19 protein-coding genes are annotated in these 21,670 nt (G+C 66.3%); 10 read left to right on the top strand and 9 right to left on the bottom strand.

Annotated elements, in window-relative coordinates; all coding sequences use genetic code 11:
- The first annotated feature begins 174 nt into the window (after positions 1 to 174).
- The 7 genes from dnaN (at position 175) to murA (ending at position 10,645) form a co-directional block, all read left to right on the top strand.
- On the top strand, positions 175 to 1,293 hold the full coding sequence (gene dnaN / locus ACTEK7_RS14580) for a DNA polymerase III subunit beta (RefSeq protein WP_036002613.1): 1,119 nt from the start codon (positions 175 to 177) through the stop codon (positions 1,291 to 1,293).
- Positions 1,294 to 1,454: 161 nt separating this feature from the next.
- Positions 1,455 to 2,591, top strand: coding sequence for a DNA replication/repair protein RecF (gene recF / locus ACTEK7_RS14575; RefSeq protein WP_225148458.1), 1,137 nt, complete (start codon positions 1,455 to 1,457; stop codon positions 2,589 to 2,591).
- A 120-nt stretch (positions 2,592 to 2,711) separates the two neighbouring features.
- A complete protein-coding gene (locus ACTEK7_RS14570) occupies positions 2,712 to 3,446 on the top strand; it encodes a hypothetical protein (protein ID WP_225148459.1) in 735 nt (244 codons plus the stop codon).
- Between the two features lie 120 nt (positions 3,447 to 3,566).
- Positions 3,567 to 5,729, top strand: a complete 2,163-nt coding sequence (locus tag ACTEK7_RS14565) for a hypothetical protein (protein WP_225148460.1) — start codon at positions 3,567 to 3,569, stop codon at positions 5,727 to 5,729.
- Between the two features lie 387 nt (positions 5,730 to 6,116).
- A complete protein-coding gene (gene gyrB / locus ACTEK7_RS14560; RefSeq protein ID WP_036024084.1) occupies positions 6,117 to 8,552 on the top strand; it encodes a DNA topoisomerase (ATP-hydrolyzing) subunit B in 2,436 nt (811 codons plus the stop codon).
- Between the two features lie 208 nt (positions 8,553 to 8,760).
- Entirely contained in the window at positions 8,761 to 9,228 is a 468-nt protein-coding gene (locus tag ACTEK7_RS14555; protein ID WP_225134669.1) for a hypothetical protein, read from the top strand.
- A 124-nt stretch (positions 9,229 to 9,352) separates the two neighbouring features.
- On the top strand, positions 9,353 to 10,645 hold the full coding sequence (gene murA, locus ACTEK7_RS14550) for a UDP-N-acetylglucosamine 1-carboxyvinyltransferase (protein WP_036024088.1): 1,293 nt from the start codon (positions 9,353 to 9,355) through the stop codon (positions 10,643 to 10,645).
- A 6-nt stretch (positions 10,646 to 10,651) separates the two neighbouring features.
- On the opposite strand, the gene ACTEK7_RS14545 is transcribed toward murA, so the two are convergent.
- From ACTEK7_RS14545 to ACTEK7_RS14525, 5 genes are all read right to left on the bottom strand, one after another.
- Positions 10,652 to 10,954 carry a cysteine rich repeat-containing protein gene (locus tag ACTEK7_RS14545; RefSeq protein WP_225148461.1) on the bottom strand — a complete coding sequence of 101 codons (303 nt, stop codon included), beginning with the start codon at positions 10,952 to 10,954 and terminating at the stop codon, positions 10,652 to 10,654.
- A 78-nt stretch (positions 10,955 to 11,032) separates the two neighbouring features.
- Complete coding sequence (locus ACTEK7_RS14540; RefSeq protein WP_036024092.1) at positions 11,033 to 11,476, bottom strand: periplasmic heavy metal sensor; 444 nt, start codon at positions 11,474 to 11,476, stop codon at positions 11,033 to 11,035.
- Entirely contained in the window at positions 11,473 to 11,901 is a 429-nt protein-coding gene (locus ACTEK7_RS14535) for a hypothetical protein (RefSeq protein WP_036024094.1), read from the bottom strand. Before ACTEK7_RS14535 ends, ACTEK7_RS14540 begins: the two co-directional genes overlap by 4 nt.
- Positions 11,898 to 12,464 (bottom strand): RNA polymerase sigma factor, encoded by a 567-nt coding sequence (locus ACTEK7_RS14530; protein WP_074447594.1) that lies wholly within the window; start codon positions 12,462 to 12,464, stop codon positions 11,898 to 11,900. The genes ACTEK7_RS14535 and ACTEK7_RS14530 overlap by 4 nt, the downstream gene beginning before the upstream one ends.
- A 79-nt stretch (positions 12,465 to 12,543) precedes the next feature.
- Positions 12,544 to 13,272 carry an outer membrane protein gene (locus tag ACTEK7_RS14525; protein WP_225148462.1) on the bottom strand — a complete coding sequence of 243 codons (729 nt, stop codon included), beginning with the start codon at positions 13,270 to 13,272 and terminating at the stop codon, positions 12,544 to 12,546.
- A 159-nt stretch (positions 13,273 to 13,431) separates the two neighbouring features.
- Here ACTEK7_RS14525 and ACTEK7_RS14520 point away from each other — a divergent pair, with 159 nt between their 5' ends.
- Together ACTEK7_RS14520 and ACTEK7_RS14515 are read left to right on the top strand one after the other, a co-directional pair.
- On the top strand, positions 13,432 to 14,832 hold the full coding sequence (locus ACTEK7_RS14520) for an MATE family efflux transporter (protein WP_225148463.1): 1,401 nt from the start codon (positions 13,432 to 13,434) through the stop codon (positions 14,830 to 14,832).
- Positions 14,829 to 15,317 (top strand): DUF2867 domain-containing protein, encoded by a 489-nt coding sequence (locus tag ACTEK7_RS14515; protein WP_225131875.1) that lies wholly within the window; start codon positions 14,829 to 14,831, stop codon positions 15,315 to 15,317. Before ACTEK7_RS14520 ends, ACTEK7_RS14515 begins: the two co-directional genes overlap by 4 nt.
- A gap of 35 nt (positions 15,318 to 15,352) precedes the next feature.
- Here the strand turns inward: ACTEK7_RS14515 and ACTEK7_RS14510 are convergent, their stop codons facing one another.
- Both ACTEK7_RS14510 and ACTEK7_RS14505 read right to left on the bottom strand, forming a co-directional pair.
- The gene (locus ACTEK7_RS14510) at positions 15,353 to 15,847 is read right to left on the bottom strand and encodes a septal ring lytic transglycosylase RlpA family protein (RefSeq protein ID WP_192893029.1); all 495 of its coding nucleotides are present in this window, start codon (positions 15,845 to 15,847) and stop codon (positions 15,353 to 15,355) included.
- A 312-nt stretch (positions 15,848 to 16,159) separates the two neighbouring features.
- The gene (locus ACTEK7_RS14505; RefSeq protein WP_225148464.1) at positions 16,160 to 17,275 is read right to left on the bottom strand and encodes an FUSC family protein; all 1,116 of its coding nucleotides are present in this window, start codon (positions 17,273 to 17,275) and stop codon (positions 16,160 to 16,162) included.
- 117 nt (positions 17,276 to 17,392) lie between these two features.
- Here ACTEK7_RS14505 and ACTEK7_RS14500 point away from each other — a divergent pair, with 117 nt between their 5' ends.
- Positions 17,393 to 18,760, top strand: a complete 1,368-nt coding sequence (locus ACTEK7_RS14500) for an MmgE/PrpD family protein (RefSeq protein WP_225148465.1) — start codon at positions 17,393 to 17,395, stop codon at positions 18,758 to 18,760.
- Between the two features lie 44 nt (positions 18,761 to 18,804).
- Here ACTEK7_RS14500 and ACTEK7_RS14495 read toward each other — a convergent pair whose 3' ends face one another.
- Both ACTEK7_RS14495 and ACTEK7_RS14490 read right to left on the bottom strand, forming a co-directional pair.
- Positions 18,805 to 20,232 carry a serine hydrolase domain-containing protein gene (locus ACTEK7_RS14495; protein ID WP_225148467.1) on the bottom strand — a complete coding sequence of 476 codons (1,428 nt, stop codon included), beginning with the start codon at positions 20,230 to 20,232 and terminating at the stop codon, positions 18,805 to 18,807.
- A gap of 335 nt (positions 20,233 to 20,567) precedes the next feature.
- Positions 20,568 to 21,623, bottom strand: coding sequence for a helix-turn-helix domain-containing protein (locus ACTEK7_RS14490; protein ID WP_036002675.1), 1,056 nt, complete (start codon positions 21,621 to 21,623; stop codon positions 20,568 to 20,570).
- Positions 21,624 to 21,670: the final 47 nt, after the last annotated feature.

Below are 21,670 nucleotides of genomic sequence, written 5' to 3'. Positions count from 1 at the left end.
GGCCCCAATGCCTTGAATCTGCGGGCTATCCGCGCCACCTTGCGCGACCCAGACGGCTTTGGTCATATCGGCAGGAATGATCCGGCCGGTCGGGGTCTTCGATGCCGTGGCGCGCGTCCCGCCGCCCGGCCTTCTCAACGCTGTGTTTTCCTAAGGGATCGGGCGAGTAGTGCAATGAAGGTTACGGTCGAACGCGCACAACTGCTGAAGTCGCTGGGCCATGTCCACCGCGTGGTCGAGCGCCGCAACACGATCCCGATTCTCGGCAACGTGCTGGTGCGCGCCGAGAACGCGAAATTGTCGCTGAAGGCGACCGACCTCGACCTCGAAGTGACCGAGACGCTGCCGGCGGAAACCGCGACCGCGGGCTCCACCACCGTGCCGGCGCACATGTTCTACGACATCGTGCGCAAGCTGCCGGACGGCTCGCAGATCGTGCTGGAGGCCGACGGCGACCGCGCCGTGCTCGCGATCCGCGCCGGCCGCTCGCGCTTCACGCTGCAGACGCTGCCGGAGAACGATTTCCCGGATCTGGCCGCCGGCGACATGTCGCATTCGTTCTCGCTCGCCGCCAAGGACGTCAAGCGGCTGATCGACCGCACCCAGTTCGCGATCTCGACCGAGGAGACGCGCTATTACCTCAACGGCATCTATCTGCATGCCGCCGGCACGCCAAAGGCCGCCACCCTGCGCGGTGTCGCCACCGACGGCCACCGCCTCGCCCAGCTCGACCTGGTGCAGCCCAAGGGGGCCGAGGGCATGCCCGGCGTGATCGTGCCGCGCAAGACGGTCGGCGAGGTGCAGCGCCTGATCGAGGACACCGAGGCCGAGATGACGATCGAGCTGTCGCAGGCCAAGATCCGCTTCACCATCGGCAACGTCGTGCTGACCTCGAAGCTGATCGACGGCACCTTCCCCGATTACGGCCGCGTCATTCCGCAGAACAACGACAAGGAGCTCGTGGTCGACAAGAAGGATTTCGAGAACGCGGTCGACCGCGTCTCCACGATTTCGAGCGAGCGCGGCCGCGCGGTCAAATTGTCGCTGTCGGCGGGCAAGCTGGTGCTGTCGGTGACCAATCCGGATTCCGGCAGCGCGACCGAAGAGCTCGAGGTCGAATACGCCTCCGACGCGCTCGATATCGGCTTCAACTCCCGCTATCTGCTCGACATCGCCGCCCAGATCGAAGGCGACGTCGCAACGCTCCGCCTCGCCGACCCCGGCTCGCCGACCTTGGTGCAGGACCGCGACGACAAGAGCGCGCTATACGTGCTGATGCCGATGCGGGTGTGAGACCTACCGGCATCCACACCTGTCACTACATCGTCATGGCCGGCGTAGCCGTCCGAAAGGACGGCGTCGCTTTGCTCCGCCTATGTCCCGGCCATCCACGTCTTCGGAGCCAAGAACGTGGATGCCCGGCACAAGGCCGGGCATGACGGAAAACGGATCTCATGACCCCCTCCCGCATTCATCGGCTGACGCTGACGCATTTTCGCAATTACCGGGCGGCGGGGCTCGAGACGGCGGCTGATCTGGTGGCGCTGGTCGGACCGAACGGGGCGGGCAAGACCAATTGCATCGAGGCGATCTCGTTCCTGTCGCCGGGCCGCGGCCTGCGCCGGGCGACGCTGGAGGATGTCGCCGACAACCAGGGCGACGGCTCCTGGGCGGTGTCGGCGCAGGTCGAGGGCGCGCTGGGGCTCGCCACGCTCGGCACCGGCATCGATGCGCCGCGCGCGGATACCACGGTGAGCCGGCGCTGCCGCATCGACCGCGAGCCGGTGGGCTCGGCCAGCGCCTTCGGCGATCATATCCGCATGGTGTGGCTGACGCCGGCGATGGACGGGCTGTTCATGGGCGCAGCGTCCGAACGGCGGCGCTTCTTCGACCGTCTCGTGCTCGCCATCGACAGCGAGCATTCCAGCCGCATCAACGCGCTCGAGCGCTCCTTGCGCTCGCGCAACCGCCTGCTCGAGACACGCAATTACGACGATCATTGGTGCGACGCGATCGAGCGCGAGACGGCCGAGCTCGCCGTCGCGGTGGCGGCCACCCGCGGCCAGACCGCGGCAAGGCTCACCGGCATGCTCAACGCGCGCGCGCAAGCATCCGCATTTCCGTCCGCTCAAATCGCGCTCGACGGCTGGATGGAGAACGCGCTGCTCGAGGAGACAGCGACCTCGGTCGAGGACCGCTACCGCCAGATCCTGCGCGACAACCGCCCGCGCGATGCGATCGCCGGCCGCACCACCGACGGCCCGCATCTCACCGACCTCCAGGTGATCTACGCGCCGAAGAGCATGCCGGCGCGCGATGCCTCCACCGGCGAGCAGAAGGCGCTCTTGATCGGCCTCGTGCTGGCGCATGCGAGCCTGGTCGCCGAGATGACCGGCATCGTGCCGCTGCTGCTGCTCGACGAGGTGGTTGCGCATCTCGATCCGAACCGCCGGGCGGCGCTGTTCGATGAGCTGAAGAAGCTCGGCGCGCAGGTGTGGCTGACCGGTGCGGATCCTGCCGCCTTCACCGAGATCGGCGCGGGGGGCGAAGTGTTTGACGTCGAGAGCGGACGAGTCTCGGCCCGCAGCTAGGCCGCCGCATTGAACCCGCCTGTTCCAGATCGCGACTAGCTGCTTGAGGCCGCAAGAAGCGGCCATCGCGCAGCACTCGGACATGCGCGACATCCTTCGCGATATTTTTGGAGCATGAGCATGACGGCGGTGAGGCATGGGGCGCAAGCTCCGGCACGATGGCAGTTGTTTGCGTGCGGCTTCGCCCTGTTTGCGATGTGCATGCTCGCGGCCAGCGCCGGTGCCTCGCTGCCGCATCTGTTTCCGACGCCGCTGACGCTGGATTCCGATGCCAAGCTGCCCGCACCGACCCGCTATACTTACAGGGGGATCCATACCACCCTGATGCAGGGCGTCGACGCGCCGCTCCGCGTCAGGCTGGAGGCCACCGTGCCCGCGGGGATCAGCGACGTGCTCGCCTTCTACCGGACCGAGCTTCGCAAGCTCGGCTGGCAAGAGCAGCATGATGGCGCCGTGATCAACGCCGATCACGTCCGGCTCGCCTTCGTCTCGCCGCTGGGGCCGGCCGCGCTGAAGCTCGACCGCAAGGATTCCGGCACCTCGGTTCATCTGGTGCAGAAGAACGCGGTCATGGCGACGAAGGCGAACGTGCTGCCCGAGCCCGGCCAGGCGAAGCTGGTGTTCAGCAATATCGGCGACAAGGAAGCGGTCCTCACCATCAACGGGCGGACCATCCCGCGCCCGGCCGGCGCGAACGCCGTCGCGCTAGACCTCGCGCCGGGCGAATATTTGTACAGGCTGGGCGTCCCGGGCCAACCCGCCACCACGAACATCCTCACCGTCGCCGCCGGCGACACCTGGGAGCTCACGGTCGGGCGCGACGGTGACGCCTGGCCGCCGCTGCAGCTGTACTGAGCCTGTTGAACCTCTCCGGTTCCCGGCGCGACTTCTCGTCTGAGGCCGCACCGACGGCGCCGCAGCCCGCCAATGCGCAAGGGCATGACGACCCGCGCGACATCCAGGAGTTTTTTGACGATGCCGATGATCCGGCGCGGGGCGCAAGTCCCGGCAAGATGGCTGCTGCTTGCCTGCGGCATTCTCGCGATAGTGATCCCCTCGCGTCCCGCCGGCGCGGCAGACGACGGCATCGTCGACGTCCATACGCTGCCGCGGCTCGACGGCGCGGTGGAGGACACTTCGCGTCCCGACACCTATCGCGTGATCTACACCGTGCCGACCCCGCTTGCCGCCACGTCGGACGCCACCAGGAAGCTGCTGAGCGCCGACGGCTGGGTGCCCTATGTGTATCCGCTGGATGAGAAAAGCACAGCGTTGACCTTCAAGAAGGGACGGCAGGGGCTGCGCGTTTCCTTCACACAGGCGCGCGGGCGACCCGACCAGTCCGCCGTGTTCTACACGCCGAACCGGATCTATGCGAACGTGCCCTTTCCGGAAGGTGCGATCGATCTCGTGTTCGACGAGACCCGGCCCTATCTCAGCTGCATTGCGCCCGGCGCGCTCGATGCGACCGCAGCATTCTTTACCAAGGACATGGCGGCGATGGGATGGCGCAAGCTGAACCCCGATACGGCATCGCGCTGGCCGAACGCCGATCTTGCCGGGGACGTTCCGAACGGCGTTCGCGCCTTCTACGACCACCCCGATCGCGACGCGACGCACGTCTACCAGAAGCCGGTGATGCTGACCCTGACGCGCCGCGACGATGGTCGCACCAATGTCGAGATCCGGGTCGCGCCGTTCGCGCTGCCGGAGGTGCTCGAGGCCGACGACGACATGGCCGGCCTGCCGCGGCCGAAGCCAACCAAATCTGCGCGGGGCCTCGGCAGCGCCAGCTCGAACAAGCGCGAGATCTCGGCCGCCGCGATCGCCGAGCTGCCCGCCGTGCGCGCCTTCTATCAGCGCGAGCTCGCCGCGCGCGGCTGGCAGGAGGACGGCCACGCGCCGCTCGCACCCGGCGACGAGATCGCGATCAAGATTTCCAACACTGATGAAACCGGCGTGCTGCGGCTCGGCCGCAAGTATGATTTCACCATGGTCAGCCTGACCGCGCAGGTGAAGGAATCCGCGCTCGCCGCTCGCGCCAAGGCGAAGAAGGAGGCCGACGCGAGGTTCCTGAGCGATGCCTTGGGTACGGCTCAGCAGCTCATTGCGGCCGATGATATCAGGCGCAAGACGCAGGCCGCCTCCCTGTCGGACGCCCCGCTCAATGCGCTCGCTGACAGCAAGACGCCGGTGCCGCTGCCCGAAAACGCCGAAGCCGTGAAGTTCGAAGGCGGCGACGGCCACCTGGAATTCTCCTCGGCGTCGAGCGTGAAGGCGCTCAGCAGCTTCTATCGGACCGCGCTGAAGAGCTCGGGCTGGAAGGAGCAGCCCTCCGTCATCAACCAGCCGAACATGGCGGTGATGGCGTTCTCGAAGGGCGGCAAGTCGATCTCGATGACGGTGATGCAGATGGGCCCGAAGGTGAATGTCCGCGCCGACGGATCGGGCCTGGTGACCGAAGCGGCCAAGGCTGCGGCCGGCGCGGAGGTGGAGGTTCAGGCCAAATCCGCCGAGCCGCTCAAGCCCGATCCTGAGTCCCCGCTGCCGGTGCCGACGCAGCGTTCGTCGAAATCGCTCGCCACCACCAAGATACCCGGAGGTGAAGCGCCGCTCCGCCGCGAGCTCGAGGCCCGCATCCCCGCTTCGCTCGACGAGGTCCTCGCCTTCTACCGGGCCGAGCTTGCAAAGCTGGGCTGGCGGGAGAGAGCCGACGGCGCGACCGTGTCCGCGGAACGCGCGCAGATCGACTTCACCTCGCCGCAAGGTCCCGCCGTGCTCAAGCTCGGCCGCGCCAAGGGCGAGACCACGGTCAGCCTGGCGCAGAAGAATGCCGATGCCGCGGCCAAGGCCGAGATCATGCCGAAGGCGGGACAAGCGCGGCTCATGCTCGGAAACATGGCAGCGAACGAGGTCGCGCTGACGATCAACAAGCAGACGGTGAAGATCGCAGCCGGCGCCGGCGGCCCGCAATCACCGAAAGGCCCGATGCTCGACCTACCGCCCGGCAAATACGTGTACGCGTTGCGCCTGCCCGGCCGCCCTGCGCGTAGCGAGTCCCTGACCGTTGCCGCCGGCGAGGCCTGGGGCCTTCTGGTGGGCCCGAGCGGCGACGTGCTGCCGCTGCAGATGTATTGAGGCTGCACGCTTTCAGATTCGCGGTATCGTCATGGCCGGGCTTGTCCCGGCCATCCACGTCTTCCGCGACGCCAAGAACGTGGATGCCAGGACAAGGCCGGGCATGACGGCGATCGATGAATCAGTTTCAGGTGCCCCAAAACCACTCTTCCTGGCCCCGCAAAATCCACGGCTTTTCGAGGCAAAAAACTGCCCTCGAATCGGGCTTTTTGCGGCGCCCAGAATCGGCCCTCCGGCGCCTTGAAAGCCGGCCGAAAAACCCTATCTGCTCAAAGGGTTGCCGGAGGATACTTTGCGCTAGGCGCAAGCGGTCTTTCATGGCACAAATAGCCCCGCAAATCAGCGCCTTTTGCGCCGCTGATTCGGGCGACATCTCGAAGGCCTCTCATGACAGAACCTGCTCGGCAGCACGCTGCCGAAAACGAGCCCTCCAACGCGAGCGATTACGGCGCGGAATCGATCCGCGTGCTCAAGGGACTCGATGCCGTCCGCAAGCGCCCGGGCATGTATATCGGCGACACCGACGACGGCTCGGGCCTGCACCACATGGTCTACGAAGTCGTCGATAACGCCATCGACGAGGCGCTCGCCGGCCATGCCTCGCGCGTCGAGGTGATCCTCAACGCGGATAATTCCGTCACCGTGCGCGACGACGGCCGCGGCATTCCCGTCGACATCCACAAGGGCGAAGGCATCTCGGCGGCCGAGGTCATCATGACCCAGCTGCACGCCGGCGGTAAGTTCGACCAGAACTCCTACAAAGTTTCCGGCGGCCTGCACGGCGTCGGCGTCTCCGTCGTCAACGCGCTGTCGAGCAAGCTCGGCTTGCGCATCTGGCGCGACAACAAGGAGCACTATATCGAGTTCGCCCACGGCGATGCCGTCGCACCGCTCAAGGTCGTCGGCGATGCCCCGGGCAAGCGCGGCACCGAGGTGACGTTCCTGGCCTCGACCGAGACCTTCAAGAACATCGAATACGACTTCGCCACGCTCGAGCATCGCTTACGCGAGCTCGCCTTCCTCAATTCCGGCGTCAACATCGTGCTCTCCGACATGCGCCACGCGGTCGAGAAGCGCGAGGAGATGTTCTATTCCGGCGGCGTCGAGGAGTTCGTCAAATATCTCGACCGCAACAAGAAGGCCCTGGTGCCGGCGCCGATCATGGTGCGCTCGGAAGCCAACGGCATCGGCGTCGAGGCCGCTTTGTGGTGGAACGACAGCTACCACGAGAACGTGCTGTGCTTCACCAACAACATCCCGCAACGCGACGGGGGCACCCATCTCGCCGGCTTCCGCGGCGCGCTGACGCGCCAGGTCAACGGCTATGCCGAGGCCAATGCCAAGAAGGAAAAGATCGCGCTGACCGGCGACGATTGCCGCGAAGGGCTCACCGCCGTTCTCTCGGTGAAGGTGCCCGATCCGAAGTTTTCGTCGCAAACCAAGGACAAGCTGGTGTCCTCGGAAGTGCGCCCCGTGGTCGAGAACGTCCTTAACGAGGCGCTTGCCGCCTGGTTCGAGGAGCACCCGAGCGAAGCCAAGATGATCGTCGGCAAGGTGATCCAGGCCGCGGCGGCCCGTGAAGCTGCGCGAAAAGCGCGCGAGCTGACGCGCAAGAGCCCGCTCTCGGTCTCCTCGCTGCCGGGCAAGCTCGCCGACTGCCAGGAAAAGGATCCGGCCAAGTCCGAGCTCTTCATCGTCGAGGGCGACTCGGCAGGCGGCAGCGCCAAGCAGGGCCGCAACCGCGAATTCCAGGCCGTCTTGCCGCTTCGCGGCAAGATCCTGAACGTCGAGCGCGTCCGTCCCGACAAGATGCTGTCGTCAGAGCAGATCGGCACGCTGATCACCGCGCTCGGCACCGGCATCAGCGACGAGTTCTCGGTCGAGAAGCTGCGCTATCACAAGATCATCGTGATGACGGACGCCGACGTCGACGGCGCTCACATCCGCACGCTGCTGCTGACGTTCTTCTACCGGCAGATGCGCGACATCATCGATGGCGGCTATCTCTATATCGCCCAGCCGCCGCTCTATAAGGTCTCACGCGGCAAGTCCGAGCAGTACCTGAAGGACGAGCGGGCGCTGGAAGACTATCTCATCGACGCCGGCCTCGATGATTGCGTGTACATCCCCGGCACCGGCGGCGACCGCTCCGGGCGCGATCTGCGCGCGCTGGTCGACGACGCCCGCGTAGTCCGCAGCGTCCTGCGCAACCTGCACAGCCGCTATAATCGCAAGGTGGTCGAGCAGGCCGCCATCACCGGCGTGCTGAACAAGGAGATCTACGGCGATCCCGAGAAGGCGGCGGCCGCCGCGCAATACATCGCGAGCCGGCTGGACAACCAGGCCGAGGAGGTCGAGCGGGGCTGGGTCGGACAATTCATCGAGGGCCAGGGCTTCCTGTTCGAGCGCACCGTGCGCGGCGTCAAGGAAGCCGCCGTCATCGACGATGCGCTGCTTGGCTCGGCCGAGGCGCGCAAGCTCGACGAATACACGACCAAGCTCCAGGACGTTTACGCCCGCTCCGGCAAGCTGCGGCGCAAGGATTCCGAGCACGTGGTCCACGGCCCGGTCGATCTGTTCGAGGCCGTGACCGATTCGGGTCGCAAGGGCATCAGCCTGCAGCGCTATAAAGGCCTCGGCGAGATGAACCCGGAGCAGCTCTGGGAAACGACGCTCGACACCGAGGCACGCTCGCTGCTCCAGGTGAAGGTCAAGGAGGTCGACGAGGCCGACGACATCTTCACCAAGCTGATGGGCGACGTCGTCGAGCCGCGCCGCGATTTCATTCAGGAACATTCGCTGAGCGCGACGATCGATATTTGAGGGCTCGCTGCTTCCGCGGCGTCATGGCCGGGCTTGTCCCGGCCATCCACGTCTTGCCGCGCGGAACAAAGAACGTGGATGCCCGGGACAAGCCTGGACAAGCCCTGGCATGACGGCAGCACCAATCCGGCCCTGAACCTCCCCACCCGCCATCGCGACGAAACGGCATGCCCCCGCAAGGCCAATTCGGGCCGGGAAGTGTCGCGCCATGACCGCCTCTGCAACGACCAGCTCCGCCGCGCCCTCGCGCCGCCTCGGCATCATCGGCAGCATCGTCGGCGTGCTGGCTCTGATAGCGGCGGTGCTGCCGCATTGGGTCGTGCCGATGGTGTTTCCGCCGCCGCCGGCGGACAAGGTGATCGTCGATACCGGACATCGCATCAAGGACCGCATCGTCGCGAAGGTGAAGGGCGTGGAGTTCAAGGCTCCGGACCTCGAGAAGTCGGCTGGAAGAAGCTGGCGTGATATCGCATCGGTCACGGCGATCTCGCTCGGCCTGCTCGCCATCCTGCTGTCGGTGCTCTCGCTGATCTTTCGGGAGGAACGGCTCCTTGCCGCTGTCGCCGCCGCACTCGGCACCGGCGCCATCGCCATCGAAATCTCCTTCTTCCTGATGGGCGTCCTGATCCTGATCGCGTTCCTCTATGTGGTCGGGAGTATCATCGGGTTGTTCTGAGGGCGGGTCCTGCCACAAGCGACGGACGGACGTGTGCGGGTCCCAGCCGGCACAATTGCTCCCGCGCTCAAATCTCTGTAGTTTCCGCCCGAAACAGCCCACCCAACAGGACAGCGAGAACCCCGTGGCGCCCATCCAATACATCGTCGAGGGCGGTCACCGGCTCTCGGGCTCGATCGAGCCGTCCGGCAATAAGAACTCGGCCTTGCCGATCATCGCCGCCGCGCTGCTGACCGAGCATCCGGTCGTGCTGGAGAACGTGCCGCGGATCCGCGACACCGAGACGCTGGTCGAGCTGGTCCGCTCGGTCGGCGCGTCGGCCGAATGGTCCGCGCGCAACACGCTTCACATCCACGCCAAGAGCATCCGCGCCGCCGACCTCGACCCCGAGCTGTGCGTGCGCATTCGCGCCTCGATCCTGCTCGCCGGGCCGCTGCTCGCCCGCTGCGGCGAGGTGATGCTGCCGCCGCCGGGCGGCGACGTCATCGGCCGCCGGCGACTGGACACGCATGTGCTCGCGCTGGAGCAGCTCGGCGCCAAGGTCACCGCGACCGATCGGCTCGAATTCCGCGCGCCAAAGCTCGCGGGCGCGGACGTGTTCCTGGACGAGCCGAGCGTCACCGCCACCGAGAACGCGCTGGTCGCGGCGGTCGCCGCCGACGGCATCACCTATTTGCGCAACGCGGCCTCCGAGCCGCATGTGCAGGACCTCGCCAATTTCCTGGTCGCGCTCGGCGCCAGGATCGAAGGCATCGGCACCAACACCATGATCATCCATGGTCAAGCGACGCTCGGCGGGACGACGTACCGAATCCAGCCCGACCACATCGAGGTCGGCTCGCTGATCGGGCTTGCCGCGGTGACGCGCTCGCCCTTGCGCATCGCCCGCGCGGGCGTCGAGCATCTGCGCTCGATCCGCATGGGCTTCGAGCGGCTCGGCATCGTCTGCCGCATCGAGGGCGATGATCTTATCGTGCCCTCCAACCAGACATTGAAGATCCAGGACGATTTCGGCGGCCATGTACCCAAGCTGGAGGACCAGCCTTGGCCGGCCTTCCCGGCCGACCTGATGTCGATCGCCATTGTCACCGCCACGCAATGCGAGGGCGTGATCCTGATGTTCGAGAAGATGTTCGAATCCAGGATGTTCTTCGTCGACAAGCTGATCGCGATGGGCGCGCGCATCGTGCTGTGCGATCCGCACCGCGCCATCATCGCCGGCCCCAGCCGCCTGCACGGCGCCACAATGACCTCGCCCGACATCCGCGCCGGCATGGCGATGCTGCTCGCGGCCGTCTGCGCCGAGGGCACCTCGACCATCAACAACGCCGACCAGATCGAGCGCGGCTATGAGCGCATCGAGGAGCGGCTGAACGCGCTTGGTGCGAAGATCAAGCGCGTGCCGGAGCGGAGCTAACCTGTTCTATTTTGGCGGATTCGCGTCGAAGGCCTGTTTGCAGGCCGCGGACAAGCTCGCGTAATTGTCGCCGAGGCATTTGCGGATGCGGCCGCCCCCGGGCATGGTGCCGGCGCAGAACCGTGAATAGTCTGCCTTGCAGGCCTGCTTCGCCTCACTCCGCGCATCACCTGCGGAGGCTTGCGAAAGAAACAGCACGAGAATTGCGATCAGGCTCGCGGCCGCAAGCCCCGCACGCACGTAGACGGCCGTCCGATGCGAGAACCTCACCACTGGTCCGCTTGCCGTCCTGTCAAATCGTTGCACCATGTCACCTCCATCAATTCGCAGACATCGATGTAGGTGATACGTCTGGACGGGCCGAATCCCTCGTTCACTCTGCGCGGCTCAGCGAAAATAGCCGCCGACGAGCTGTCGGCGTCCTTTCGCTGAAATTCGTTCCAGCATCTCGACGAAGGTCGAGACGACGAGGTCGCCAATCTTCACGCGCTTGTCGCGGGCATCCTTCACGGCTGCTTCCAGCTCGGCCTTGTCGAGATTCGTCTGCGCCGCCGTTTTCATCGCCTTCATCAACGCGAGCCGGTACTCGGCCTGGAGCGGGGCCAGCTCCGCCTCCTTGCCGCGATAGATGCTCCACAGGATCTCCGCGTCTTCCGCCGGCAATCGCTCCGCGACGCGCTCGATCATGCGGAGCGGCACGCCCGCGCCGGCCCGGAAGCCGCCGGGCCGCAGCCATTGCACCGAGACATAGGTGAACAGGACGACGTTGACGCACAGCGACAGCAGCATGAGCGCCCGCCAGGGTATGGACCATTCTCGCCGGAACTTCATTGCACCGATCCCAAACCGATTGAGTAGACGTCGAAGACGCCGCTCATGACGGACAACGGGTCCGACGCCGAATGGACATAGGGCATCGCCCCCGCCAGCCACACGCCGACGATCGCGGAGCAGGCGAGACTTGCGGCGGGAACGAGCGTGGGCCAGCGCAGCAGGCGTCGATACCATGCCGGCCGATGCTGCTGCGGGACCGCGGCGAGCCGCTGCAGGACGAGCAGGCTCGAACGATCCGCCCTCGCCTCGTCGATCTCCGGGGCCACCGCGAGCAGGCGATCGAGCCGTCCCTGCTCATCCAGGACGGCCGCGCCTTCCGCACTTGCCGCAAATCGCCGCGCGGCCTCGCGCGTTGCCGCGGGCCAACGCTCGACATCGCCTCCCCATGTCTCGGCCAATCGTCTGAACTGATCCGGCGTCATGCGTAGCTCCCTGTCTCCTGTATTTTCTGGACGTTTGCCTTCAGCGCCGTGCGGGCGCGGCCCAGCAGCGATTCGAACGCCTTGGCGCTGAGATTCATCGCGTTCGCCGCCTCCTCGCCGCTCAATCCCTCCATGTGGAAGAGGGCGATCGCGCCGCGCTGCCGGTCCGACAGGCCGGCCATCGCGCGATTGAGAAGACTGAGCTCCTCATCCGCGATCAGCCGCTCGACAGCATGCGGTCCCATGTCGGGTACGTCGCCGGCGTCTTCGAGCGGCAGGAACGTTCGCCGCCGCGTGCGGTCGAACGTCAGGTTGAGGACGATGCGGTAGAGCCAGGTCGTGAATTTCGCAACCTCTGGGTCGAAAGAGGCTGCGTGCGTCCAGACCCGCATGAACGCCTCCTGGCCGATATCGTCGGCCTCGGCCGGGTCGCGCACGATCCGCTCCGCGACCCGCAGCGCCCGAGGCATATGGCGCCGCATGAGGACGCGAAACGCATGCTGCCGCTGCGCCGAAACCTCCGCCATCAAGGCCTCGTCCGATGGCTCTTCCATCACATCGATCTGTTGCTCTGGCCTGCGGACATCGTAGTCGAGAATTGCGAACCGATCCTACCAGGCGATAGCCGCCTCCAACCGAGCATCAAAAGCGCCAATAGACTCCGGCTCGCACCGTGTGCGTGTCGAGCCGGGACTCGCGCGCGCCGAAGGTCGTCGCGCCGACCGTCTGGGCGGCCAGCGTCTTCGAGCCGTAATTGTCATAGAGATATTCGAGCCGGACCGAGGCCTGCGGTGCCAGGCGGAATTGCCCGCCCGCTCCGATCGACCAGCCGATCCGTGTATCGCTCCAGCTCGCAACGGCCCCGATCCCATTGTCGAACGCCTTGCTCTCGACGCCCGCGACGGCAAGGCCACCGGCGGCGAACAGCAGCGTGCGGTCGAAAGCATAGCCGATCCGTCCACGGAGATGGCTGTTCCAATTGACCGCGGATTGAAGCTGCGTGACCGCGGGGGTAGGCGCAAAGCCGGTATCGATCGTCGCGCGCGCATCGACGAAGTTCACGTCGCCCTCGAGCCCGGCGACGATCCGGCCCCATTGCGCCGAGAAGCCCGCCGTTGCACCGACGATCGCGCCCTTCGGATCGACAAAGTGGAATTCACCCGTCGCGGGCAGCGAGATCTCGGAGCGGCCCGAAAGATAGCCGGCCTGAACGCCGAAATAGGGCCCCGCCCAGCTCAGCAGGGCTGCCGACGCCGCCTGCGCCGGCGGTGCTGCGGGCAGCCTCAGGTCGGCCGCTGCAGCGGCGCCGGCACCCAGGATGGCAGAACCGATGAACAGTGCGGCGAACGTCAGTCTAAATCTCGTTATCATACTCAATTCCCAATGTGAGACCGGCCCAGATTCGCCGCACATGACGAATACGGTGCAACCCGACCTTTCCTTCGCCTGAGCCCCCGCCTTTTTTCAGCGGCACCCGCCCTCACATTTCTTTGCCGTTACTTCGCCGATCGAGGCTGCTATGTCCCCGGCATGACCGAGCTTTTGGATACCAAACGGCGGTACCGGGCACGCCTGGACGCACGGCAGAACCATCTTGCCGAAGAATTCATCGAGACGCTGCGCCTCGCCGTGCCGCTGATGCTGACCCAGCTTGGGCAGATCGCAATGATCACTACCGATCTTGCGATGATCGGGCGGCTCGGCGAGGAGGCGGTGGCCGCGGCGGCGCTGGCACATACGGTCTATTTCGTCAGCTTCACCTTCGGGCTCGGATTGACCTCCGCAGTGTCGCCGCTGGCGGCGCAGGCGTACGGCGCCGGCGACGTCAGGCGCATTCGGCGCTCCTTGCGCGTCGGTCTGTGGGCCGCGCTGCTGATCTCACTGCCGATGATGGCCTCGCCGCTCTATGGCGAGCAGATTTTGCTCACGCTCGGTCAAATGCCGCACTCGGCCGCGCTGGCACAGCACTACCTGAATGGCCTCGCCTGGGGCATCGCACCGGCACTCGGATTCATCGCGCTGCGCAGCATGATGAGCGCGGTGAACCGGCCGCAGGCGCCGCTGTGGATCACGCTGGCGGCGATCCCGGTCAATGCCGCGCTGGTCTATGCCCTGATCCACGGACTGTTCGGCCTGCCCGAGCTTGGCCTGTTCGGCGCGGGGCTTGCGACCACGCTGGTCAATCTCGGCACCTTCCTCGCCGCGCTCGCGATCGCCGGGCTACGCAAGCCGTTCGCGGACTATCATCCGCTCGCCCGCCTCTGGCGGATCGACTGGCCCTTGATGCGCCAGCTGATCTCGATCGGCGCGCCGATCTCGTTCTCCCTGCTGCTGGAATATGGCCTGTTCTCCTCGGCCGCCCTGCTGATGGGCTTGATCTCGACCACCGCGATTGCCGCGCACCAGATCGCGCTCCAGGTCACCGCCGTGCTGTTCATGGTGCCGCTCGGCATCGGCATGGCGGCGACCGTGCGGGTCGGTCATGCCTTCGGCCGCAAGGATCCGGCGGCGGTGAAGCGCGCAGGACTCGTCGCAGCCGTGCTCGGCCTCGCGCTGGTCTCCGCGCTGACGATCGCCATCGTGATCGGTCGCTATCAGCTCGGCCGGCTGTTCTTCGGCGCCGGCAGCGAAAGTGCGGCCACCGTCGAGCTGACGGCAACGCTGCTGCTGGTCGGGGCCAGCTTCTTCATCGCCGACGGCCTGCAGACCATCATGGGCGGCGCGCTGCGCGGCATCAACGACACCAAGATGACCCTGCTGTTCGCCGCGATCGGCTATTGGGGCGTCTCTTTTCCCATCGGCTGGTTGCTGGCGTTCCACACAGGGCTGGGCGCGATCGGCGTCTGGATCGGATTCTCGATCGGCACGTTCGTCTATGCCGGGCTCCTGATCTTGCGCTTCCGGATGCTGACGCGCAAAATGGCGGGATGATCGGGACGGTCCGCGAAGTCGCGCCTGAAGTCGATGCCGATGCGCTGCTCGCCGGCGCGCAGTTCATCGACGCGTTTTGCGTGGACATCGGCGCCGCGGCGGTGAATGCCCGCGAAGCCTGCACCAGGATGGTGCTGCACGGGCCGCGCTGGATCGACGCACTGCTGCGCCTGCGCAACATTCTGGTGAGGCCGTTCGGGCTGAAGACATCGGGCGAAGGCGCCCCGGCGCCGGGCGGCATGATCGGCCTGTTTCCGGTGCTGAGCGAGACGCCGGAGCAGCTGGTCGCGGGCTTCGATGATTCGCACCTCGATTTCCGCATCGTAGTCGACGTTTCAGGCAATGCCGCGCGCCGCCATGTGACCTCGACCACGCTGGTGCGCACGCACAACCTGCTCGGCCGGACCTATCTTGCGCTGATCATGCCCTTCCACAAGCTCGTGGTCCGCAACATGATGGGACGCATCGTGGAGACGGCCCGATGAACTGTGCGGGCCGACATTGAACGAACACGCCCTGTTCAGCCCACCGGCCCTGCAGTCCAATTGTCGCCAGCGAGCGGACTGACTTTCACGTCAGGAATGACACCGAGGTCCATGCTCGGATCGAAATGGCGCATCGTTCGCTCATTGAGGTCGATGATGCGGCCAGGTCTTAGTGGTCCCACGTCGTTTATCTTGACGATGACCTTCTTGCCCACGGCCTCGACGAGAGCATATTTCGGCCTCGCGCCGAATCCGACCCCACCGAATTTCCGGCGCAGGCTCGTCTTGATGGCAGCCGTCCAGGCGGAGGGATCATAACGTTCGCCGGAAGCCGTCTGCGGACCGCCCTCCTCCTTGCCGGGCTTGAACGGATTATAGGTGGACGCCGCGCCAATAATCGCATCGCCCGAGGCGGCATCGACGACGGCACTTGAGTGATCCCCACGCGTTTCACTTCGAGCAACGGCAACAGAGAAGGCAAGCGTAACCAGGGCGCCGCAAACTGCGGCGCTCGAGCGGAAGAGCATCATGAGTCCTGTGATTTTTTAGATTGTCCGGTTCCAGAACCGCAAACGTGGTCAAGCGAACGCAGCAGCGCTCATGAACTTGCCGAACGTTTTGCGGATTCGAGCCAACCCCTGGCTACGGAACCGTTGTGAGAACCGGAGTGGTCTCACGTCGTGTTTAGCTTCTCGCCGATTAAAACAGAAAATGCGTCAGCAACATGACCCGATGGAACCTCGTGCGTGGAGCGACTCAGAGCCGCAGACCGCCGATCACCGCCGCGCTTCGCACACGCGCATTACTGTCGAAAGCCGACGTTGACGACGACGCGCCCGAACTCACTCCGCAACGCGTGCGGTTTTATCTGTCGAGGCCTCCGACCATTCGCCGACGACGCGGTCGAGGTCGCCGAGATTCTGGTGCATCTGCTCCAGGGAGAAGCCGAGCGCGAAGAAGCGCTCGGCGGTGTCGCTGGGGTGACCGCGGATCAGGCCATCCTGACGGACGGACGCGACGGCCTCGGCGTAGTGCTGGAGCGCGACATGGACGGGATGGATCGGCGGCGCGCCGGCGCCCTCGCGCAAGGCGCCAGCGGCCGAGCGGAGGAAGCGGGCGATCACGGTCGACACTTCCGACAGGGGCGCTGCCAGCCGCAATTGCACTTCCACCGGCAGCGGCACCACCGTGGCGCGGCCGATCATCACGACGTCATGGCGCAGCCGCAGGATCGTTCGCAGCAACGGGCCGGTGTCCGGGCCACTCGACAGCCGCGCCGCGCGCTCACGCTCGGCTTCGGAGCCGATCGCATTCAGATTGACCATCGCGGTGCCGATGCCGTCCTGGATCCGGTGCAGCGCGTCGTTGTCGCGGCCGCGCGTGAGGCCTGCCAGCAGCTCGGCGAGGGCATCGGCGATCAATTCGAGCAGAACCGCCGCGCTGGCGCGGATCTGCCGCACCGCGCGCGAGGGCAGCACCAGGAAGGAGACCAGCAATCCCGTGACGGCACCGACACCGACCTCGCTGACCCGATCAATCGCCGAGGTCAGCGGATCGGCATGATGCAGGGTCGGAACCAGGAGCACGATCACGGCGGTGACAGTGGCGGCGCTGAGGCTCGGATTGATCGCGGCGATGAAGGCGAGCGGGGCGACGGAGAGGACCAGCAGGCCGAGCAGGCCCGCCTCGCTGGAATAGGGAATCAGGATGGCGATGGCGCCGCCATAGACGGCTCCGCCGATGGTGCCGAGCATGTAGTCGCGCGTCGCCTTCAGCGAGCGGCCGACGCTCATCTGGGTCACGATCAGCGAGGTCAGCACCGCCCAGAGCGGCAGCAGCAGATGCAGCGCGGTCGCGATCGCATAGGCCGCTGTCGCGGCGACCGTGACCCGGATCGCCAGCCCCAATTGCGTCCGCCGCGCTCGAATCCGGTCGAACAGCTGCCTTGCGCGCGTCATGCGGAATATCCCGATCCTTTTCGCCTAAGCAAAAGCATGGCTGATCCCCGCCGACGCAAGGCCGCTTGAAAGGCCAAATCAGCCCGCCTAACTTGCGCGCCAAATCGAGGAAACACGATGGCTCACGAAACCGCAACGCTCGCCGCCTATGTCTTCAATCTCAAGTACCAGGATATTCCGGCGGAGGTGCTGGAGCGCGCCAAGGTCCTGACGCTGGACTTCCTCGGCATCGCCATCAGGGCGCGGCGCGAGGCGGAATCGACCCCGTCGATGCTGAAGATGCTGGAGGCGCTGGCGCTCGACACCAAGGGCGAGTCCACCGTGTTCGGCGATACCAAGACCTGGACGCCGGCGGTCGCGGCGCTGCTCAACGGCGCGCTCGGCCACTCCCTCGATTTCGACGACACCCATGCCGATTCCTCGCTGCATCCGAGCGCACCGGTGGTGCCGGCCGCCTTCGCTGTCGGCGAGATGGTCGGCGCCTCCGGGCGCGACGTGCTGACGGCGATCGTTGCTGGCTACGAGGTCTGCTGCCGCCTCGGCAATGCGCTCGATCCGACCTCGCATTACGCGCGCGGCTTCCACCCGACGGCGACGGCCGGCACCTATGGCGCGGCTGCAGCGGCGGGCAAGCTGTTCGGCCTGAGCGAAAAGCAGCTGATTGCCGCGTTCGGCGTCTCCGGCAGCCAGGCCGCGGGCTCGCTGCAATTCCTGGTCAACGGCGCCTGGAACAAGCGCTACCAGGTCGGCGCCGCCGCGATGAACGGCGTGATCGCCGCGACGCTGGCGCGTAACGATTTCGTCGGCGCGACCGAGTCGGTCGAGGGCAAGCACGGCCTGCTCGCCGGCTACACCGACGATGCGCATCCCGACAAGGCAGTCGCCGAGCTCGGCAAGACCTATGAGACCATGAAGATCGGCGTGAAGCCCTATCCGAGCTGCCGCTACACCCATGCCGCGATCGACGCGCTGATCGCGATGCGGCGCGAGCACAATCTGACGCCGGAGCAGGTCAAGCGCGTCGAGATCGGCCTGCACCGCAACGGCATCACGCTGACCGGCGACGCCGCGACCAAGCGGCACCCGCGCTCGATCGTCGGCGGCCAGTTCTCGATGTTCTTCACCGGCGCGCTCGCACTCGACCAGGGTTCATTCGGCTGGGACGATTACAGCCGGCTCGGCGACGCCACCATCGACGCGCTCGCCGACAAGTTCGACGTGGTGCAGGACGACCGGCTCGAGATCGGCCGCACTCATCCCTTCGGCGCGCGCGTGAGCATCACCACGGACGACGGCGTGCACGAGCGGCTCTACGCCGATCCGTCCGGAGAGCCGACCTCGTTCCCGGATACACAGGCGATGCAGCAGAAATTTTTGACATTGGCCCGCCCCGTGCTGAACGCGCGCGCGGAAAAGTTCGCGGATGCGATCATGACGCTGGAGCGGTTCGACCGCGTGGCGCAGGCAACGGAATTGGGGAGGTAAGTTCACCGCGGCGCTCCGCTTCCCCCCTGGAGGGTAAGAAGACCTCAATCCCCTCCCGCCAGCCTCCCCTTCTCGCGCGTTGCCGCCACCACATCGCGCACGAGGTCGAACACACCATCGGCGTGCGGCGGCGCATTCGGCGAGCGCCCCATGCGCACGATCACCAGCTGCTCCGACGGGATCACGATGGTGTACTGCCCGATCGTGCCCTTGGCGAAGAAGGCATCGCGCGGCCAGCCGTGCTCCATGCGAAGATTTGCGCCGAAGCTGTCGCCCTGGTTGGTCCAGAAGCCGGCGCCGATGCCGACCCACGCATTCGGCGTGGCCGTCGCCGAATAGGTGACCCACCCTTCCGGCAGGATGCGTTTGCCACCGGCGACGCCGTCATTGAGATAGAGCTGGCCGAAGCGCGCCCAGTCGCGGGCGGAGGCGAGCATCTCGGTCGACCCCTCGATCGTGCCGGCGCCGTCGAGCTGGAGCACGACATGGCGCATGCCGAGCGGGGCGAACAATTCGCGGCGCGCAAAGCGCAGTGCGTCTTGCGGTGTGCCGCCGGCCGCATCGCGGATCAGACGCGAGAGAATGAGGGTGTTGCCGTCGTGATAATTCCATGCGGTGCCGGGCGCGGTCGCGAGCGGCATGCCCTCGGCATAGGCGGCCATGTCCTTCTCGGCGAATTTCATCCTGTTGACCGGCTCGAAGGCGGAGCCCAGCGAGGCCTGCAACGAGCTGCCGAGCGCGAGGCCCGCGGTGTGGCGCAGCAGCTGATCGACATTGATGGCATGGCGCGGATCGTCGGGATCCTTCCAGGCGGCGACCGGTGCGGGGCCGTCGAGCTTCAGCTTGCCCTGGCGCACCAGCACGCCGATCAGCGCCGAGACCACCGACTTGGTCATGGAGAAGCCGAGCAGCGGCGTCTCGGGGCCGATGCCGTCGGCGTAGCGTTCGGCGACGACGCGGCCGGCCTTCATCACGACGATGGCGCGGGTGCGGCGGTAAGGCGGCTGAGCGGGCTCGGCGAAGGCGCGGTCGAGCGCGGCGCCGAGCTCGGGGCTCTGCGGCGGCACGATCGCGGGGCCGGCGATCGCGGGAAGCAACGCGGGCCGCTTGTCGTCGGGCAGCGGCTCGACGGAGGCAATGCCAGCGCCGTGCTCGAGCGTGCAGCCGAGGCCCTCGCGATAGATGGCGTGGCTGCGGCCGAGGCCGAACAGCGTCACCGTGACATCCTTGCGGACGCGGTCGATTCTGTACTCCATCGCCCAGCTGATCAGGCCCGCTCCGGGCATGGCGTCGGTGGTCTCGGCGAAGTTGCGCCCGGGATCGAGGCCGGACACGAACGTCTCGGCGCACAGGATGTCGGCGACGAAGCCGGTCGCGACCTTCGGCACGTCGTGGGCTCGAGCCGCGCCGAGCGCGAGGCCGGCTGCGGCGATGGCGGAGGCGAAAAGGAGGATCTTGCGGCGGCGGGTCACGGGCGTTCTCCGGCTGAGGCGTATGCCGGGGAGGAAGCGGGATGCGGGCGGGGGATGCTCGCCGGATTTGGAAAAGGGGTTGGTTGAAATCGGGGCGGGCTGGCCGATTTTGGAATTGTGAAGCCATTCCAAATTCTTAGAGGTACCGTGCCGTCACAGCGGTGGTGCGCTCCCTCGCCCCGTTCTTACGGGGCCGCGACGAGCTTCGCTCGCGCTGAGAGGGTTGGGGTGAGGGGCCTCTCCGCACGCGAGACTGCCGACGGACCCGTACCCCCTCACCCGGATCGCAAGAGCGATCCGACCTCTCCGCGCAAGCGGGGAGAGGTAAAGAAAGATCAAGCCGCACTCGTCTTCAACCGCCGGTACTCGGTCGGCGTTACGCCTGTCACCGCCTTGAAGGCGCGGTTGAATGGTCCCAGCGACTGGAAGCCGGCGTCCATGGCAATGGTGATGACGGGGACCTCGGCCTGGGAGGGATCGGCGAGCGCGGCCTTGGCTTCCTCGATGCGGTGGTTGTTCAGGAACACATTGAAATTGCGATAGCCGAGCCGCTGGTTGATCAGGCGGCGCAGCCTGTATTCGGGAATCCTGAGCCGGCCCGCCAGCACACCGATGGTAATGTTCTCCTGGCGATAGATCCGCTCGTCCGCCATCAGGCGCATCAGGGCATCGATGAGTTTCTGGTCGGAGTCCTCGGCCAAAGGCTGGATCGGCGCGATCGCGGGTGCGGGCTCTGGCGCAATCGGAAACAGATCGGCGCCATCGACTCGCAACATTGCGTAGGCGATCGCGGCAACGATGCAGGCGAGCACGCCTGTATTGACGGTGTCGGCGACATCGCTCGCGCTGAAGGCAACGAGGATCTGGAGCAGCGCATTCAACCCGCCATAGAGTGCGGCGGCGCAGACGATGACGACGCGCAGGCGGCGGCGACGCTCGACCAGATCGGCGGACCACGATCCGATCGTCTGCACCACCGCGAGCGCGATGAAGCCGAGCACAATCAGGTTCACTGCCGTCACGGAGAACCGCGCGTTGCCGCCCGGCGCGATCCAGAGACATCCGACGAAGCTGAAGGCGGTCACCGCGGCCCAGATCAAACCATGCCACCAGCGTAACCGAAACTCGTCGTCGAACAGCGCGCGCGTGAACAGCCAGAACACGACGATGTTGCCGGTCGACAGTGCAATCAGCGGCGCGTGCCAGATTGGAACGAGCGACGACACGCCGATGGAATAGCTCGCGGCATGCGCCGCCGAGCCTAGCGCGAAGGCCGCGCCGAGGCGGGCCGCGAGCACATTGCGGAAATCGGAGAGCAGTGACGCCGCCAGCACCAATAGCAGCGCGACGCTGGCAGCGCGGAAGGCAAGTTCGGTTGCGGCAAGGGTCATCGGCTGGGGCGAACGGTCGCGGTTGAAGGCAGCCGAACATCGTTCGT

The organism is Bradyrhizobium sp. JHI2711 (assembly GCF_056156565.1).
The sequence above is the reverse complement of the archived record's forward strand: the minus strand, read 5'-3'. Positions and strand labels throughout refer to the sequence as shown.